Consider the following 16,051-nt stretch of genomic DNA (forward strand, 5'->3'; position numbering starts at 1 on the left):
CGCCCGAGCTTTGCTTGGTCATTCCACCCTCTTGTCCAAGAGGGCGCAGGGAAGGCCGGGTGCCGGCTGGCACCCGCGGTCCGCTGCGCGAAATGCACACGCAGGAAAACCGCACAGCAGCATACAGGTGTAGCCAATCACTCGGCCTTCCCTGCGCGATGGTTGGACGGCTTATGCCGTGCTCTCCCGGGAGCCGAGTTCGTTCTGGCCTCCCTCACCCCAGCGAAATTCACCGACACCACGCCGGTTGACGCAGATGCCGCATTCGCTAGGACTTGACCGTAGCAACGACGGCCAGGACCACACGGTTTTGCCGTACGCACGGCCCGCCATTTCACCACCGGTTTCGACGACGTTGTGCACGTTGCCGCCGACCTGATGACGAGACGAAGCCTAGCAGCGCCGCTCGTCGGAACGAAGCCTCGGGCTCACGGAGAGCAATCCGCCCTGCCCAAACCTCTCGCACCCGAACGCTGCCGCGTCCACCGCAAGCCCGGCTCGCGAATATGACGACCACAAGATCGCCCCTCAAGGATGAGCCGGGATGGCCGATACATACGCCAAAACCGAATTTCGGTAAAGTGGAATATTTTTGCGACGGCGGATTGACAGGGGGAGCGACACAGCAAGATCCGGTAGCCCGGATGGAGCGCAAGCGTAATCCGGGGTTTTCGCTAGCTAGCCGCACTAGCGGCCCCGGATTGCGCTGCGCTCCATCCGGGCTACGAAGCCTCACTCCTTGGTTCGCACTGGCGTTCCGTCCGCCCCACGGGCCGCCTGCGACAATCCGAGTCCGCCGCGGACATAAAGACGCGACAATTGCGAGGCTTGTCGATTGCCCCTGCCCTGCTTCCCCTCCCCGGAGTTCCCATGTCCTCTGCCGATAGGCCGGCGACACGCCTTGCGACCAGGCTTGCCTTCCTCGTCGCGGGCTTCGGCATCGCGTGCTGGGCACCGCTGGTGCCGTTCGCGAAGGCGCGGCTCGCCGTCGACGACGGCATCCTCGGACTGCTCCTGCTCAGCCTCGGCATCGGCTCGGTCGTCGCGATGGTTCTGACCGGCGTGCTGAGCGCGCGCTATGGCAGCAAGCCGATCATCATTGCGGGCGGGCTCGGTCTTGCCCTGGTCCTGCCTCTGCTGACAATCGCGAGCTCGTCCATGACGCTCGCGCTGGCACTCTTCGCATTTGGCGCCGCGCTCGGCTCCGTCGACGTCGCCATGAACATCCACGCGGTTGAGGTGGAGCGCGCCGCAGGACGTCCGCTGATGTCCGGCTTCCACGCGCTGTTCAGCATCGGCGGCTTCGCCGGGGCCGCGCTGATGACCGCACTGCTCTCGCTGCAACTCGGCGCGCTCGCTTGCACGCTGATCTGCTCCGTCCTGATGCTGATCGCGATGCTGGCGGCGTGGCCGCGGCTGCTTCGCTCTGTGCAGGTGCAGGAGGGGCCGTTGTTCGTGCTGCCGCATGGCGCCGTGCTCCTGCTCGCGCTGCTTTGCGCCATCACCTTCCTGGTCGAAGGCGCGATGCTCGATTGGGGCGCCTTGCTCGTCATCGGCGCGGGTCTCGTTTCCGAAGCGCAAGGCGGGATCGGCTACATCGTGTTCTCGGTAGCCATGACGATCGGGCGGCTCGGCGGCGACGCCGTCGTCGCACGCGTCGGAGACCGCACGACATTGTTCTGGGGCAGCCTGATTGCGATCGCGGGTTTCGTGGTCCTGCTCACGGCTCCCGTCGTGGCGGTCGCCATAGCCGGCTTCCTGCTGATCGGCCTCGGCGCATCGAACCTCGTGCCGGTGCTGTTCCGCCGGGCGGCGAGGCAGACGGTGATGCCCACGGGGCTCGCCGTTGCGGCGATCACGACCGCCGGCTATGCTGGCGTTCTCGTCGGCCCCGCCGGTGTCGGCTTCGTGGCACGCTTTGGCGGATTGCCGATGGCGTTCTGGCTCCTGGCCGCGCTGATGGGCCTCGTCACGCTGACGGCGCGCATGGTTACGCGCGCCGACGGCTGAGCGGCGTCACAAATTGCTCAGCCCGATCGATTTGATCAAGGGCGCGAGGCTTGCGGATGTGGCCTCGACGATGCGCTGGAATTTGTCCGGACTTGAATCGTTGTCCGGCTCCATGCCCTGGGCGCGATAGCTCGCCAGAAGCGCCGGTTCGGCCATGGCGAGCCGCGTCGCCTGCGCGATTCGGTCGATGATCGCATCGTCGGTGTCCTTGGGCGCGAACAGACCGAACCATCCCTCATACCGGATGCCGGGCATGCCGGATTCGACGGCCGTCGGGATCTCCGGCGCGCCGCTCAGCCGCGTTTCGGTGGTGACCGCGAGCAGCCTGACTTTCCCCGCTTGAGCCAGCTGCTGCAATTGAACGGACATGACGGCAATGACGAGCGATATCTGGCCACTGACGAGATCGTTGGTCGCCTGCGCGATGCCCCGATAGGGCACGTGGACGATGTCCAGCGCACCGGCCTGCTGCTTGAAGGATTCGCCGACCAGATGGTTTCCGGTGGCGATCCCCGGCGTGCCATAGGACAGCTTTCCCGGATTGGCTTTCGCATAGGCGATCAACTCGCGCAGGTTTGCGGCGGGCACCGAAGGATTGACGGCGAAAACCAGCGCGCTGTTGATCAGCCGGTAGATGGCGCGGAAATCGCCAACCGAATATCCGGGATTCGCCGACGTCATGGGAATGATGACCTGCGTGCTGCCGTTGCCGAGCAGCAGCGAGTAGCCGTCGGGCTCCTCGCGTGCGACCGCCGCGGTCCCGATGGCGCCGCCCGCACCGCCGATATATTCGACGAAGGTCGGCCCCAGCAGCGACGGCATCCTGTCAACCCAGGGGCGCGCGATCTGGTCACCCGATCCACCGGGTCCGTAGGGAATCACCAGGCGAATGGGACGAGACGGATAGTCGGCGGCTTGTCCGCTGCGGGGAAGCGCGGCGAGCGCCGCTGCGCTTGTCAACGCGTGCACGAATTGTCGCCGCGTGAAAGAGGCCATGCTGGAAATTCCGGAAGTCGGCAGTCGATGTGGTGGCGGGACCGGCTCCCGGACGATGCCATCGCAGCAATCCGGCATCACAGTCAATGCTCCATCCGGGCGAGCCTCGGCGTCATCGCATTGTCACATCGGCCTAACTCTTTACTTTCCAAGCACAATTTCGCGAGCGAGCCGACCCAAGCCGTCCACGCAGGGCTGCCAGCCCTGCCCACTGCTTTCGGCCAGTTTACTGTACGCCTCGTTCTGGTAGACCAAAAAGTAATACCTTTTGACTCCCTTCGAGGGGGCGATGGCGCGTGCCAGATCGTAGCGAAGACTCGGCCATTTCCTTTGGGCCATTTCGACTGTTTCCGAAGTCCCGGCTCTTGGAGAAGGAGGGGGCGCCGCTTCATGTCGGCGGCCGCGCGCTCGACATTCTCATCTTCCTTGCCGGACGCCCCGGAGAAGTCGTCGACAAGAGAGAGCTGGTCAAGCGCATCTGGGCCGGCGTCAATGTCGACGAGGGCAGTCTGCGCTTCCATGTCGCGGCGCTGCGCAAAGCGCTCGGCGATACCGGCAAGTCGGCCCGTTACGTCGTTAACGTGCCGGGCCGCGGCTATTGCTTTGTCGCCTCGTTCGCTCAAGCAGCTGCGCCAGCCGCCCCGCTCGCGGCCGAAACCGCCCCTCCCCGCTCCCTGCCCGCTCAGCTAACCAGGATGGTCGGCCGGGAAGATGTCATCGAGAAGATCTCGAACGGACTTTCCCTCTATCGCTTCATGACCGTCGTCGGCCCGGGCGGCATCGGCAAGACCTCGGTCGCCGTCACCGTCGGGCATCGCCGCTCCCAGGATTTCGGCGGGCGAGTCTTCTTTGTCGATTTCGGTCCGCTGAGGGATGCCAGTCACATCGCGACCACCATTGCTTCGGCGCTCGGACTGACCATCAGCGCGGAAGATCCGACGCCGGCCCTTCTGACTTTCCTCAAGATCGGCCCGGCCCTGCTGATCTTCGACAGTTGCGAACATGTGCTGGATCAATTGGCGCCTCTCGTCGAGCACATCGTTCGCGAAGCACCGCAGCTTCGTGTTCTCGCAACCAGCCGCGAGTCGTTCCGGAGCGAAGGCGAGCGGATTTTCCGGCTGTTCCCACTGGATTGTCCGCCCGAGCGCGAAGGGCTTGCTGTCGACGAGGTTCTTGCCTATCCCGCGGCTCAACTCTTTGTGGACCGCATTGCGCAGAGCTCGGGACCGTTTCAGCTCAGCGCAGAAGAGGCGCCCCTCGTCGCGAGCATCTGCCGGCGCCTCGACGGCATCGCGCTGGCGATCGAGCTCGCGGCGGGCCGCGTCAATGCTTACGGCATCGCCGGCACGGCATCCCTGCTCGACAGCCGCTTTTCGCTGCAATGGCGCGGCCGGCGCACCGCCGTGCCGCGGCACCAGACGCTCGCTGCGGCGCTCGACTGGAGCTACGACCTTCTGCCTCCCGTGGAGAGCGCCACGCTGCGACGCTTGTCGGTCTTTGCCGGGCCTTTCGCGCCGGAGACGGCGGCAGCGGTCGCGTCCGGTGACGGCCTCAACGCATCCGAGACCCTCGAAGCAATCGACAGCCTGGTGACCAAGTCGCTGATCTCGCCGTCCGGCTCGCGGACGCTGCGCTATCGGCTGCTCGACACCACGCGCACCTATGCATACGAAAAACTCAACGAGCTCGGCGAAGCCAGGCAGTTCGCGCGGCGTCATGCCGAGCATTTTCGCGATTTATTCCAGCGCGCGGAGGCGGATATTTCGACGCCGCTGCCCGAATGGCTGAGCATCTATGGCGCGGAGCTGGACAATGTGCGCGCGGCGTTGGACTGGGCCTTCGGGCCCGACGGCGAGGCGACACTCGGCATCGCGCTGACGGCGGCCGCGATCACGCTGTGGGTGCGTCTTTCACTGTTCGCGGAATGCCGTGAGCGCAGCAGAACGGCACTCGCAGCGCTCGGAGACACCGCCGACGATGACCGCATCCGCATGCAGCTCCTGTCGGCACTCGGCTGGTCGCTGATGTATGGCGAGGGCCGCGCGCGCGAGGCGCGGCCGATCCTCGAGACGACCCTCGAGCTGGCTGACAGGCTCGACGACAAGGATTTCCGGCTGCGCGCGCTCTGGGGCTTGTGCATCGACCAGTTCAACAACGGACAGTTCGGCAAGGCCCGTGCGCTCGCCGATCGCTTTGCGAACGCAGCGGCGAACTCGTCCGACAGGACCGACGTCATGCTGGGCGACCGCCTGATGGCCGTAGCGCTGCACTATCTCGGGGATCAGAACGAAGCTCGGCTACGCATCGACCGGGTCAATGCATCGTTGCATGTGTTGGCGGAGAAGCCGAAGATCTTCCCGCTCGATCTGAGAATCTCGACCCAATATTTTCGAGCTCGCATCCTGTGGCTTCAGGGCCTGGCCGATCAGGCTCAGGCCCTCACCGCCAGGAACATCGAGGAAGGCCGCGCCAATGGCCACGCACTGACCTTCTGCAGCGTGCTCGGACAGGCCGCCTGCCCGATCGCCTTCTGGTCCGGCGATTTCGAGGCCGCGCAGCGTCACGGCGCCGAGCTGCTCGAACACACCGAGCGACACGCGATCCGGCTGTGGGGCCTGTGGGCTAGGGCCTTCAATGCCGCAGTCATGGTCAAACGCGGCGACTCGACCGGCCTGCCACTGCTGCGCGAGGAGCTCAATCGCGCCGGCGATGCGCGCTTCCTGCCGCGTTTTCTGCCCCTGCTCGGCGAGCTCGCCGCGTGTTCTGGAGAAGCCGACCAGGTCGATCGCGGCCTCGACGTGATCGAGGATGTCCTGACCCGCTGCAACGACCGGCAGGAGCTCTGGTATCTGCCGGAGCTGATCCGCATCAAGGGAGAGTTGATGCTCAGGAGCACCCGGCATTCAGGAGACGCCGAGCCGCGCTTTCGCGAGGCCATGGACATTGCCGGCCAGCAAGGCGCGCGCTTCTGGGAGCTGCGAAGCGCGGTCAGCCTGGCGCGGTACATGATCGGCGCTGGCCAGACCAAGGAGGCCTTGGCAATTCTGGAACGGGCATGCCGGCCGTTCACCGAGGGCGCCGGCATCGCCGAAATCCGCAGCGCCCACGATTTGATCGAGCAGCTCCGAGCTTGACGAGTCGGCTGGCCGGCGCCGATTCATCCGGCGCGCGGAATGAATCCGGGCACGCCAGTCTCGACGACCGTGTTGAACCTGATGTTTGTCGTGATCTCGTCCCTCATCTCTCGCATGGCGTCTTTGGGCAAAGCCGAAATATCGAAGTTCTCCTGGATGCGCCGGGGATTGGTCGAAGTCGTCAGGAAAGCGGTGCCGCGCTGGACGGCCCACGCCAGCGCAATTTGGGCCGGTGTCTTGTGCAAACGCTCCGCGATGGCAGTGATCACCGGATCGGCCAGGACGTTCGGCTTCATCGCGTGCCCCAGCGCTGCAAACGCCTGCAAGACGATCCCGTGCTCTCGACAGAAGTCGAGCAGGTCCCACTCGGGAAGATACGGATGCGATTCGACTTGCACCATGGCGGGCCTGATCCGCGCGACCGAAACGATCTCGCGCAGCTTGTCCAGGGTGATGTCCGACAGACCGATCGACTTGCAGTGCCCCTCGTCGACCAGGCGCTCCAGCGCCCCCCACGTCTCCGCCAGCGTAACCCCTGAATCATAGATGACCCGACCGTGCTCATCTCTCGGATCCTGTTCGTCGCCGGGTTGAAAGGCAAAGGGCGTATGGATGATGTAGCAATCGATCTCGTCGACTTGCAGCCGCCGGCGACTGGCGTCGAAGGCAGGCCTGACCCGTTCCGGTCGATGATTGGTGTTCCATAGCTTCGTCGTAACGAACAGGTCCTTGCGCTGAAGCGTTCCCTCCTTGAACGTCTCCTGCAGCGCATCGCCGACCGCTTCCTCGTTGCGATAGCGCTCCGCGCAATCAAGGTGTCGAAATCCGGCCTCCAATGCAGCCTTGGTGGCCTGCCTGGTCACGAGCGGATCCGGAATGAGCGTGCCAAATCCCACCGCGGGAATCGTCCCGGATTGATGAGTTGGAATCCTCGTATAACGAAGCGTATCTGACGAAGTCATGCTCATACTCCTTTGTTTGTCCTCGGCTCCCTCAAAAGCGAGGGACGAGGTATTCGATGCGATGTCATTCCACGGCTCCAGGCGTTAACCGGTCGGCCGCGGCTTACGGAGAAAAAACACGAGCGGAATCACGACGAGCATGGCGAGCATCAGGATCTCGAACTGGTCGATGACCGCGACGGTCGCCGCCTGACGCGTGACCATGCCGTTGAGGGCGGCAAGGCTTGGCTTCGCGATCGGCCCCCCGACGAATGCAGCGACTCGGTAGGGCGTGAGGTTCTTTGCGAGTGCGACGTGCACAGCCTGCGTGTTGGCGTAGAAGAAGAGCTGGACCACCGCGATGCCGATGGTGCTGCCATAGAGGCGCGACAGGTTGATCAGCGCGCTGCCTTCCGGGCGGAGCTTCGGATCGAGCGTGCCGAACGCGGCCCTGGCGAGCGCGGGCAGCAACATGCCGAGGCCCGCTCCCTGGAGCAGGCCCGCCTCGACCACCGGCCGCCAATCCATCGCCGGTGAATAGCCAAGCATCAGCCAGTTGGCATAGACCACCAGCGTCATTCCACCCACGAGGAACGGCCGGTAGTCGATCTGCGCCGGGACCAGGCTCGTCAGCACCAGCGCTCCCACCAGCGCGACGCCGCGCGGAACGGTCATGTATCCGGTGGTGTCAACGGGGTAGTTGAGCAATTCCTCCAGCATCGGGGACGTCAGGGCCAAGGTCGGCAGCAGCACGAAGCCAACCGCGAAGGAGATGACCGTCGAGAGCACGAGATTGCGGTCCCTGAACAGCGCCGTGCGGAGAAAGTGCTCCTTTGTCGTCATGACGTGCACGACGAAGAGATAGAAGCCGAGCACGGAGGCGCCCGCCTCGATCCAGATTTCCGTCGAGGCAAACCATTCGAGGCGCTCGCCGCGGTCGAGCAACATCTGCAACCCAATCATGCCGACGGAGAACGTCGTCAGGCCGAAGAAGTCGAAGGGCTGGCTCCGCTCCGCCCGCTTCTCGCCGAGCAGCTGAGCCATCGTCAGGAAAATGAAACCCGTCATCGGCAGGCTGAAATAGAAGATCGCGGGCCAGCCGTAATATTCACTGAGCCAACCGCCAATGGCCGGGCCGCTGCTGATGCCGAGCAGGGAGCAGACGGTCCAGGCCAAGTTCATGCGCGCATGTCGCGCCGGCGGTGTCGCCTCGAGCAGGATCGCCAGCGAGAGCGGCGCCAGCGGTCCGCTCGCCGCGCCCTGGAGAATTCGCGCCAGCACGAACTGAATCGACGTCGTCGCCAGCGTGTCGAGGGCGAGACCCAAGACGAAGATCGTGACAGCGGCCTGATAGACCACTTTCCGGCCGTAGCGTCCCGCCAGCCATTGCGTGATCGACATGGTCACGGCGCTCGCCGCGATATAGGAGGAAAACACCCAGCCGACCTCGTCATTGGCCATCGAGAGCGTCGCTTGAATATGGGGTAGCGCCGCGTTCGGTATCGAAATGTTGACGGCCTGCATGTAGGTCGCCATGAGTGCGGCCGCGGCGATCGCGTGATGACCGCCGGGCGCCGTGGTCGATGGAAGGGGCGTACTCATTTGCCCTCCGTTGCAGGCGCCGGTTGGAGCAGATGCGGCCAGCTGCGGCGATGGCCTGTATCGACCCGCGCCGTCACGCTGATGCCCGAGAACAATGGCCGGTTCGGATCGAGATCGTCGAGTTCCAGGCGCACCGGCAATCGCTGCACGACCTTGACCCAGTTTCCCGTCGCATTCTCGGGCGGCAGGAGCGAGAAGTCAGAGCCGGTCCCCGGACTCATGCTGACGATGTGCGCCTTGAACTTGCGATCCGGATAGGCATCGACGTCGATCGTCGCCTCCTGGCCCGGGCGCATGTGGGTCAAGCCGGTCTCGCGGAAATTCGCCTCGACCCAGACGTGCCGGCTCGACAGCAGCGAGAACGTCGTTGCCCCGGCATTGACGAAGCCGCCGATCTGGAGATCGTCCACCTTGGTCACGATGCCGTCGTCCGGCGCCGTCACGGTGGCGTAGGAGAGATCCAGCCGCGCACGGTCGAGCTGTGCCCTGGCCGCGCGAACGGTCGGATGACGGTCGACATCGATATCGGCATCGCCGTTGAGGGCAACGATCGTGTTGGCGATCTGCTGTTCGATCGACGCCATGCGGTGGCGAGCGACCTTCATGTCCGTCTCGGCCCGCTCATACACCGCGCGTGGCGTGAAGTCGGAGGCAACCAGCATCTTCTTGCGATCGAACTCGCGCTCGTCGAAGGTAGCCGTCTCTTTGGCCGACTGCAGCTCCGCCTGCTGCTGACGATGGGTCGCCTTGAGGGACTCGATCTGGAGCCGCGCACTTCCGAGGCGCGCCTCGGCCTGGTCGACGGCAATTTGATAAGGCTCCGGGTCGATGCGAAACAGCACCTGCCCCCGCCGGACGCGCTCGTTGTCGCGCACGGCTATCTCGACCGCCTGGCCGGAAACGCGCGCGTTGATGGTCACCTTGGCGGCACGCACGAAGGCGTCGTCGGTCGAGACATATTGCTCCTGCGCCAGATAGATGAAGGCGCCAACCACGGCCACCGCCATCGGCAGCGCGAGCATCAGCGGCCGTCGCAGCCGCTTGCCGAGCCCTGCCCCAAACCATTGCGCGGCAGCCTCGCTCGGGCGGAAGCTGCTGCCATCGCCGAGCCCGCCGGCGATTGGCGCGAAATCGAAACGCATCGGAATATCCTCGGGTTCAATCTATTTAATAACGCTCGTTACAAATATTGCACTCCAACGCGGCGATCAAGGCTGCGACCCTTGATTTTTATAACGATCTATACAAATATACGTGTGGAACAGGGCAACCGGGGTTCTGACGATATGGCACGGAAAAAGAGCGAAACGAGCCCGGCGCGCCGGGGACGGCCACCGGCCTACGACGCAGAGACCGCCTTGAAGCGGGCAACGGAGACGTTCTGGAGGACGGGCTATTCCGGTACCTCCCTGGACAAGGTCGCTGCCGCGACCGGGATGAGTCCGCCGAGCCTCTACGCGGTGTTCGGCAACAAGCATGCGCTCTACCTCGAGGCGCTCGCGCGTTATTGGGAGATCAGCCTTGCGGCAACGCGTGAGGCTCTCGCCGGGGACCATCCCTTGGACGAAGCGCTGATGCTGGCCTATGACGCGGCGCTGTCGATCTACTTTTCCGGCAAGGGAGCCGCGCGCGGCTGCTTCGTGGTGGGGACGGCGGTGACCGAAGTCGCTGAAGATGCCGCGATCCGGAGTAGCGTTGCGGCGGGACTGCGGATGATAGATGCCGATTTCGAAGCCCGCTTCCGCCTTGCGCAGGACAAGGGCGAGTTGAAGCGCGACGCCGATCCAGCGGCGCTTGCCATTCTCGCTTCAGCCACGATGCACACCATCGCCATTCGCGCCCGTGCCGGCGCCCGCCGCTCCGAGCTGAGGGAGATGGCCCGAAAAGCGGTCGATGTGCTCTGCGGATGCCGGCGGTGATCTCGCGGATTTCGGGCATGGCTCTCCCCGACAATAACGACGACCAGCTCTAGCCTGCCGCTGCAGCCCCGCGCCGCGGCAGTTTCCAGTCGGGGCGGATGAAGTGGCAGGTGTACCCGTCCGGATAGCGTTCGAGATAATCCTGGTGCTCCGGCTCGGCTTGCCAGAACTCGCCCGCGGGCGCGACCTCGGTCACGACCTTGCCAGGCCAGAGACCGGACGCCTCGACGTCTGCAATCGTATCCTTTGCGATGCGCTTCTGTTCGTCGCTGGTATAAAAGATCGCCGAGCGATAGCTCGTGCCCAAATCATTGCCCTGGCGGTTGAGCGTGGTCGGATCGTGGATCTGGAAGAAGAACTCCAGCATGGTCCGAAAGCTGGTCTTGGCGGGATCGAAGGTGATCTCGATCGCTTCGGCATGACCTTCATGATTGCGGTAGGTGGCATTCTTCACAGCGCCGCCGGTGTAGCCGACGCGGGTCGAGATCACGCCCGGCTGCCTGCGGATCAGATCCTGCATGCCCCAGAAGCAGCCTCCGGCTAAAACTGCGCGTTCCGTTGTCATATCTCCACTCCCAATTGATCCGTCTGTCCGTTCTGAATCCGTCGCATCCTATGCTTTTGGCGGCTCAGCCGAAAGCCAGGCATTTGTCCATCCAGCTCCTCTCGCGAGGCGCAAGCTTCCAGAACCGGATGGAGACACAATGAGAGCGCGCCCTACGTCAGTTTAGCGTCGAGCGTGATTGCGGCGTTGAGCACTTTCGACACCGGGCAGTTCTTCTCGGCCTCGCCCGCGATGCGGGCAAAGCCGGCATCGTCGAGGTTCGGCACCTTGGCACGCAAGGTCAGCGCCGATTTGCTGATCTTGAAACCCTTGCCTTCCGGCTCGAGCGTGACCGCGGCTTCCGTCGAGAGTTCGTCCGGCGTGAAGCCGGCGAGCTGCAGGCCGAAGGCCAGCGCCATGGTAAAGCAACCGGCATGGGCCGCAGCGATCAACTCCTCGGGATTGGTGCCCTTCTCGTTCTCGAAGCGGGTCTTGAAGGAATAGGGCGTCGCAGCGAGCACGCCGGATTCGCTCGATAGCTGACCGGTCCCGTCCCGACCGGTGCCCTTCCAGACTGCTGTTGCCTTGCGGATCATCTCAATTCTCCTGGTTGATTTTTTAGCACCGGCGCTCGGTACCGAAGGAAAGCGACATTGGCACGACCACCTGTCGCCAATTCCAACCGGCCGAGCGCCGCAGCGGTTCCGTCAAGTCCCGTTCCGAACGGGACTTGATTCTTGCTTTGACGCGTTTTCTTCACGCGAACCGGTATCCACTTTGCTCGAAAACGCTCTAGTTACCGATCTGTCCGACGTGGAAGCCGAGCCGGTTCTCGACGTCACCGGCGCGGTGGAAGCCGCGCGACATCAGCGCCTTGATGCGGGTCTGGCTCGCGGGGCGGCTGAGCGAGGCCAGGAACGCGTCCCATTCCGGCTTGATCTCGACATCCGGCGGCAGGCTCGCGACGTCGACGAGGCGCTTGGTCTCGGCAATCGCCTCCTTGTCGAAGGACGCGATGCGCATGGCCAGCGCCTCGACGAAGCCGTCGAGCTCGGCATCCGGCAGCGACCGGTTCACATAGCCGTAACGTTCGGCGAGATCACCGTGGATGTCATCGGCGCCGAGCAGAACTTCGAGCGCGCGGCCGCGGCCCATCAGGCGCGGCAACCGCGCCATCGGCCCGCCGCCGGGCACCAGGCCCGCACCGACTTCCCATTGCGACAGTATCGCCTTTTCGCGGCTGGCAAAGCGCATGTCGCTCGCGAGCGCCAGCTCGCTGCCGACGCCGGTCGCGCGGCCCCGGATCGAGGCAATCGAGACAACCGGCGCGCGGCTGAGACGCACCAGCATGTCGGGCAGTGCCTGCAGGCCGGTCGGCCCGGGCGGGATACGAAGCGAATCCTCCAGCGGCGCGAGGAAGTCGTAATGCGTGATGAAGAAGCCTTCGACGGCGCTGTCGAACACCACGACCTTCACCTCAGGATCGGTCTCGATCGCCGTGACGACGTCGTCGAGCAGCGGAAGCTGCTTGGGGCCGAAGATATTGACCGGGGGCATGTCGAAGGTGACACGCCAATACGACGGCAGCCGACGTTCCAGGCGGATTTGGTCGGTCGTGAAGGTGCGTTCGGGGCGGTTCATGATTGCATTCCTGTCTGTGGGGAAAAATGAGAACGCGCGGAAGTGCGCGTCCCCGCAGGTCTCAGATAGACTGACGCAGCGGTCGGAAGGCGGCGCGCATTTCCGCGCAGAACAACGCGGGCTGCTCCCAGGCCGCGAAATGGCCGCCCTTGTTCAGCCGATTGTAGTGCATCAGCTTCGGATAGGCCTTCTCGGTCCAGCTGCGCGGCGCGGCGTAGATCTCGTCCGGGAAAACGCTGACGGCGACCGGGATCTCGATGTGCTTGGGCTCGAAGAACACCAGCTTGTTCTCCCAGTACAGGCGCGCCGACGACACCGCGGTGTTGGTGAGCCAGTAGAGCGTGATGTTGTCGATCACGTCATCGCGCGACAGCCCTTCCGTCTTGCCGTCGAACACCCGGGCGATCATCGCGGTGCTGCGCGCATCGTGGTCGAGCATCCAGGACGCGAGGCCCGCCGGCGAATCCACCAGGCCATAGAGCGTCTGCGGCCGGTTCGACATCTCGATGGCGTAGCCGAGACCGTGCTTGTAGAAATCATCGAGCTGATCGTAAGCGTAGCGCTCGTCGGCCGAGAGGTTCGACGGCCGCGATCCGCCGGGCTGAAGCGCCTTGGCGATGTCGTCCGGAACGGTCGCGGGCATGTTGGTATGGATGCCGAGCAGTTCCGGCGGCGCGATCACCGCCATCTGCTCTGTCACGGCATTGCCCCAATCGCCGCCTTGCGCGACATAGCGGTTGTAGCCGAGCCGCTTCATCAGCACGATCCAGGCGCGCGCGACGCGCTGGGGATCCCAGCCCAGCTCCGTCGGCTTGCCGGAGAAGCCGTGGCCGGGCAGCGACGGGATCACGAGATCAAAGGCGTCCGCCGCCGTCGCGCCGTGTCCGGTGGGGTCGGTGAGCGGGCCGACGATTTTCATCTGCTCGATGATCGAACCGGGCCAGCCATGCGTGACGATCATCGGCAGCGCGTTTTCGTGACGCGAGCGAACGTGAATGAAGTGGATGTCGACGCCGTCGATCTCGGTGACGAATTGCGGCAAGGCATTCAGCCGCGCCTCCATCTTGCGCCAGTCGTAGTCGTTCTGCCAGTAGTTCACGAGTTGCTGCACCGTCGTCAGCTGCACGCCCTGCGATTGATCGACAACGATCTCACGATCCGGCCAGCGCGTCGCCCCGAGGCGGCGGCGAAGATCGACCAGATCCTGCTCGGGCACGCTGACGTGGAACGGGCGAACCGCCCCACTCACGCCAGCCTTGGCGGAATGCAGCGGCAACAGGCTCGATACGCTTGCAGCAACCGCAGCCATCGCGGCCTGGCCCAACAGTTGACGGCGGTCTGGATTGAGAATGTCGATACGTGCTTGCGTTGTCATGTTCGATCTCCCTGGCTTTGGTCGGTGACGCTGACCGAATTCGACATCAACGCCTCGGTTCGTCATGCAGAGAGATTGGCGCAGGCCCTGGCAATTTGCTCGTTATGGGTTGTTAGACCGCGTTAGCCGTTGCGAGCCGCGCGACGCCGAGCAGAGCAAGCGGCGATCCACGATGGTCGCCGCCAAAGCAACACGGCGCGCGATCAGCTCAGTCATCGCGCGCCGCGTCGGCTTGCATCAGTCGAGAAGCCGCCGTCCAGCTCAGGATGGCAGCGGCTGGCCCGCTTGCTCGCGGACGATATAGTCGGCATACCAATCGGCCCAGTTCTCATCGTGCCCGCCGGTCCGCTTTTCGTGCTCGCCATGTGCCGCCGCCGCGCGGCGCAGTGCTGCGGCCAACGCAGCCTGCGAAGCGAATGTCGTGCCGTCGCCCGCGATCCGTCCCGGCAATCGCGTGGTGACCTCCTGGAACAACCAGCCATTGCCGTCGGGATCGCTGAACGAGGCAAATGAGCCGTAGCTGCCGCGCTGCGGGTCAGCACCGCTAACCCGAACGCTGCCGGAGAGATAAGGCTCGTCGGTTCCGGCGTGGACATCGCCGGCACCATGGAATGGAGCGCTGACCTCGATGCCGCGGCCGAGCAGATCCTTTCGCGCCGCCTCCAGATCGGAGACGATCAGGTACAAGCCTCGCGCCGAGCCCGGCGCTGCCGCGGTCACGTTCCTGCCGAAGATCACCGAGCAGGCCGAGCCTGGCGGCGTGAACTGGATCACGCGCCAGTCATTGCCGGAGGCAAAATCGGCGTCAAGTCGCCAACCGAGACGCGCGTAGAAGGCCTTGGCGCGATCGACATCGGACACGGGGATCACGATCACCTCGAGCCTCTGATCAATTCTAGGCGATGTCGAAGGCTTGCTCGCAGACTTGTTGGAAGGGTTCTTAGAAGACTTGGCCGCGGCGTCGCGGTCGATTTCGGTAGTGGCCATGTCGAACTCCCTGGGTTGGATCGAAGACGAACTTCAAGCAGCTGCGATCGGCATCACGATCGTTACACGTGTGCCGTCTTCTCCCGCCTCGCCCTGCAGCCGGGCGCGAATGCTGCGTGCGAGTCCTTCGAGAATCCGGCTGCCTGTGCCCTGAAGCGGCCCGGTCGCGCCGATCCCGTTGTCTAATACCGTGCAGAACCAGGCGCCGTCACGATTGGCTATCTCGATGCGGATCATTGCATCATTCCTGTTCGGGAAGGCGTGCTTGGCCGCATTCGTCACCAGCTCCGTCAGCATCAGCGCGAGCCGATGGCATTGCGATGCCGGTAGGGTCCCGTTTTCGATCGCCGCCTCGCAGCGGATGCCCGCGGGCTCCAGCACGGCCTCGGAAATCGCTCCGCACAAATTTTCGAAGAAGGCCGCCACCGGGATCGCCGTATGATCGTCATTGTCGGACAAGAGTTGATAGAGCCTGCCGAAGGCGACGATGCGCCGCTCGAGCCGGTCCGCGGCAAGCGACACGTCCCTGGTGCCTGCCCGGGTGAAATCGCGGCGGACTGACGCACCCAGTATCGTCAGCGTGTTCTTCATCCGATGGTGGGATTCCCGCAGCACGAGCTGCCAGTCACGCGACTGATCGTCTAAACTGGCCACAAGCTGAGATCGAACGACGTCGTCATTCGGCCGAGCGTTGATACCGGACATCGTCGCCTCCCCGTTGGAATTAACGTCAAACTCGGAACGGATACTGGATGCAGTTCGCGTGCATTGCTCGTTAGACGTTGCAAGATTTTGTTATGATGAGGGTGCGACGACCGGGACTCCAAGCCGTGAGCTGGGCGGTCAAGCACGCCGCCGGGCTGCCCCTATCGCTTCGCAAGATGCTCGCGTTTGAGTACAAT

General features: G+C 64.2%; 13 protein-coding genes. 3 read left to right on the top strand and 10 right to left on the bottom strand.

Features of this window, described 5'->3' with window-relative positions:
* Positions 1-870 precede the first annotated feature (870 nt).
* Positions 871-2,010 carry an MFS transporter gene (locus tag FXB41_RS21175; RefSeq protein ID WP_219683092.1) on the top strand — a complete coding sequence of 380 codons (1,140 nt, stop codon included), beginning with the start codon at positions 871-873 and terminating at the stop codon, positions 2,008-2,010.
* Between the two features lie 6 nt (positions 2,011-2,016).
* Here the strand turns inward: FXB41_RS21175 and FXB41_RS21180 are convergent, their stop codons facing one another.
* On the bottom strand, positions 2,017-3,006 hold the full coding sequence (locus FXB41_RS21180; RefSeq protein ID WP_219683093.1) for a Bug family tripartite tricarboxylate transporter substrate binding protein: 990 nt from the start codon (positions 3,004-3,006) through the stop codon (positions 2,017-2,019).
* A 296-nt stretch (positions 3,007-3,302) separates the two neighbouring features.
* Here FXB41_RS21180 and FXB41_RS21185 point away from each other — a divergent pair, with 296 nt between their 5' ends.
* Positions 3,303-6,140 carry an ATP-binding protein gene (locus FXB41_RS21185; RefSeq protein WP_219683094.1) on the top strand — a complete coding sequence of 946 codons (2,838 nt, stop codon included), beginning with the start codon at positions 3,303-3,305 and terminating at the stop codon, positions 6,138-6,140.
* A 23-nt stretch (positions 6,141-6,163) separates the two neighbouring features.
* On the opposite strand, the gene FXB41_RS21190 is transcribed toward FXB41_RS21185, so the two are convergent.
* The 3 genes from FXB41_RS21190 to FXB41_RS21200 form a co-directional block, all read right to left on the bottom strand.
* Positions 6,164-7,102 (bottom strand): aldo/keto reductase, encoded by a 939-nt coding sequence (locus tag FXB41_RS21190; protein ID WP_007601300.1) that lies wholly within the window; start codon positions 7,100-7,102, stop codon positions 6,164-6,166.
* Positions 7,103-7,186: 84 nt separating this feature from the next.
* Positions 7,187-8,683: an MDR family MFS transporter gene (locus FXB41_RS21195; RefSeq protein WP_219683095.1), complete on the bottom strand. Its 1,497-nt coding sequence runs from the start codon at positions 8,681-8,683 to the stop codon at positions 7,187-7,189.
* Positions 8,680-9,825, bottom strand: a complete 1,146-nt coding sequence (locus FXB41_RS21200) for an HlyD family secretion protein (protein WP_219683096.1) — start codon at positions 9,823-9,825, stop codon at positions 8,680-8,682. Before FXB41_RS21200 ends, FXB41_RS21195 begins: the two co-directional genes overlap by 4 nt.
* 216 nt (positions 9,826-10,041) lie before the next feature.
* On the opposite strand from FXB41_RS21200, the gene FXB41_RS21205 reads away from it, so the two are divergent.
* Entirely contained in the window at positions 10,042-10,602 is a 561-nt protein-coding gene (locus tag FXB41_RS21205) for a TetR/AcrR family transcriptional regulator (protein ID WP_245286012.1), read from the top strand.
* 49 nt (positions 10,603-10,651) lie between these two features.
* Here FXB41_RS21205 and msrA read toward each other — a convergent pair whose 3' ends face one another.
* From msrA to FXB41_RS21235, 6 genes are all read right to left on the bottom strand, one after another.
* The gene (gene msrA / locus FXB41_RS21210; RefSeq protein ID WP_219683097.1) at positions 10,652-11,167 is read right to left on the bottom strand and encodes a peptide-methionine (S)-S-oxide reductase MsrA; all 516 of its coding nucleotides are present in this window, start codon (positions 11,165-11,167) and stop codon (positions 10,652-10,654) included.
* 152 nt (positions 11,168-11,319) lie between these two features.
* Positions 11,320-11,742, bottom strand: a complete 423-nt coding sequence (locus tag FXB41_RS21215) for an OsmC family protein (RefSeq protein ID WP_007601290.1) — start codon at positions 11,740-11,742, stop codon at positions 11,320-11,322.
* A gap of 196 nt (positions 11,743-11,938) precedes the next feature.
* On the bottom strand, positions 11,939-12,787 hold the full coding sequence (locus FXB41_RS21220) for an enoyl-CoA hydratase/isomerase family protein (protein ID WP_007601288.1): 849 nt from the start codon (positions 12,785-12,787) through the stop codon (positions 11,939-11,941).
* Positions 12,788-12,848: 61 nt separating this feature from the next.
* Positions 12,849-14,162 carry an epoxide hydrolase family protein gene (locus tag FXB41_RS21225; RefSeq protein ID WP_219683098.1) on the bottom strand — a complete coding sequence of 438 codons (1,314 nt, stop codon included), beginning with the start codon at positions 14,160-14,162 and terminating at the stop codon, positions 12,849-12,851.
* A gap of 261 nt (positions 14,163-14,423) precedes the next feature.
* The gene (locus tag FXB41_RS21230) at positions 14,424-15,149 is read right to left on the bottom strand and encodes a VOC family protein (RefSeq protein ID WP_219683099.1); all 726 of its coding nucleotides are present in this window, start codon (positions 15,147-15,149) and stop codon (positions 14,424-14,426) included.
* A gap of 33 nt (positions 15,150-15,182) precedes the next feature.
* Complete coding sequence (locus FXB41_RS21235; protein ID WP_007601283.1) at positions 15,183-15,854, bottom strand: sensor histidine kinase; 672 nt, start codon at positions 15,852-15,854, stop codon at positions 15,183-15,185.
* Between the last annotated feature and the right edge of the window lie 197 nt (positions 15,855-16,051).

This window comes from Bradyrhizobium canariense (assembly GCF_019402665.1).
Classification (GTDB): Bacteria; Pseudomonadota; Alphaproteobacteria; order Rhizobiales; family Xanthobacteraceae; genus Bradyrhizobium; species Bradyrhizobium canariense.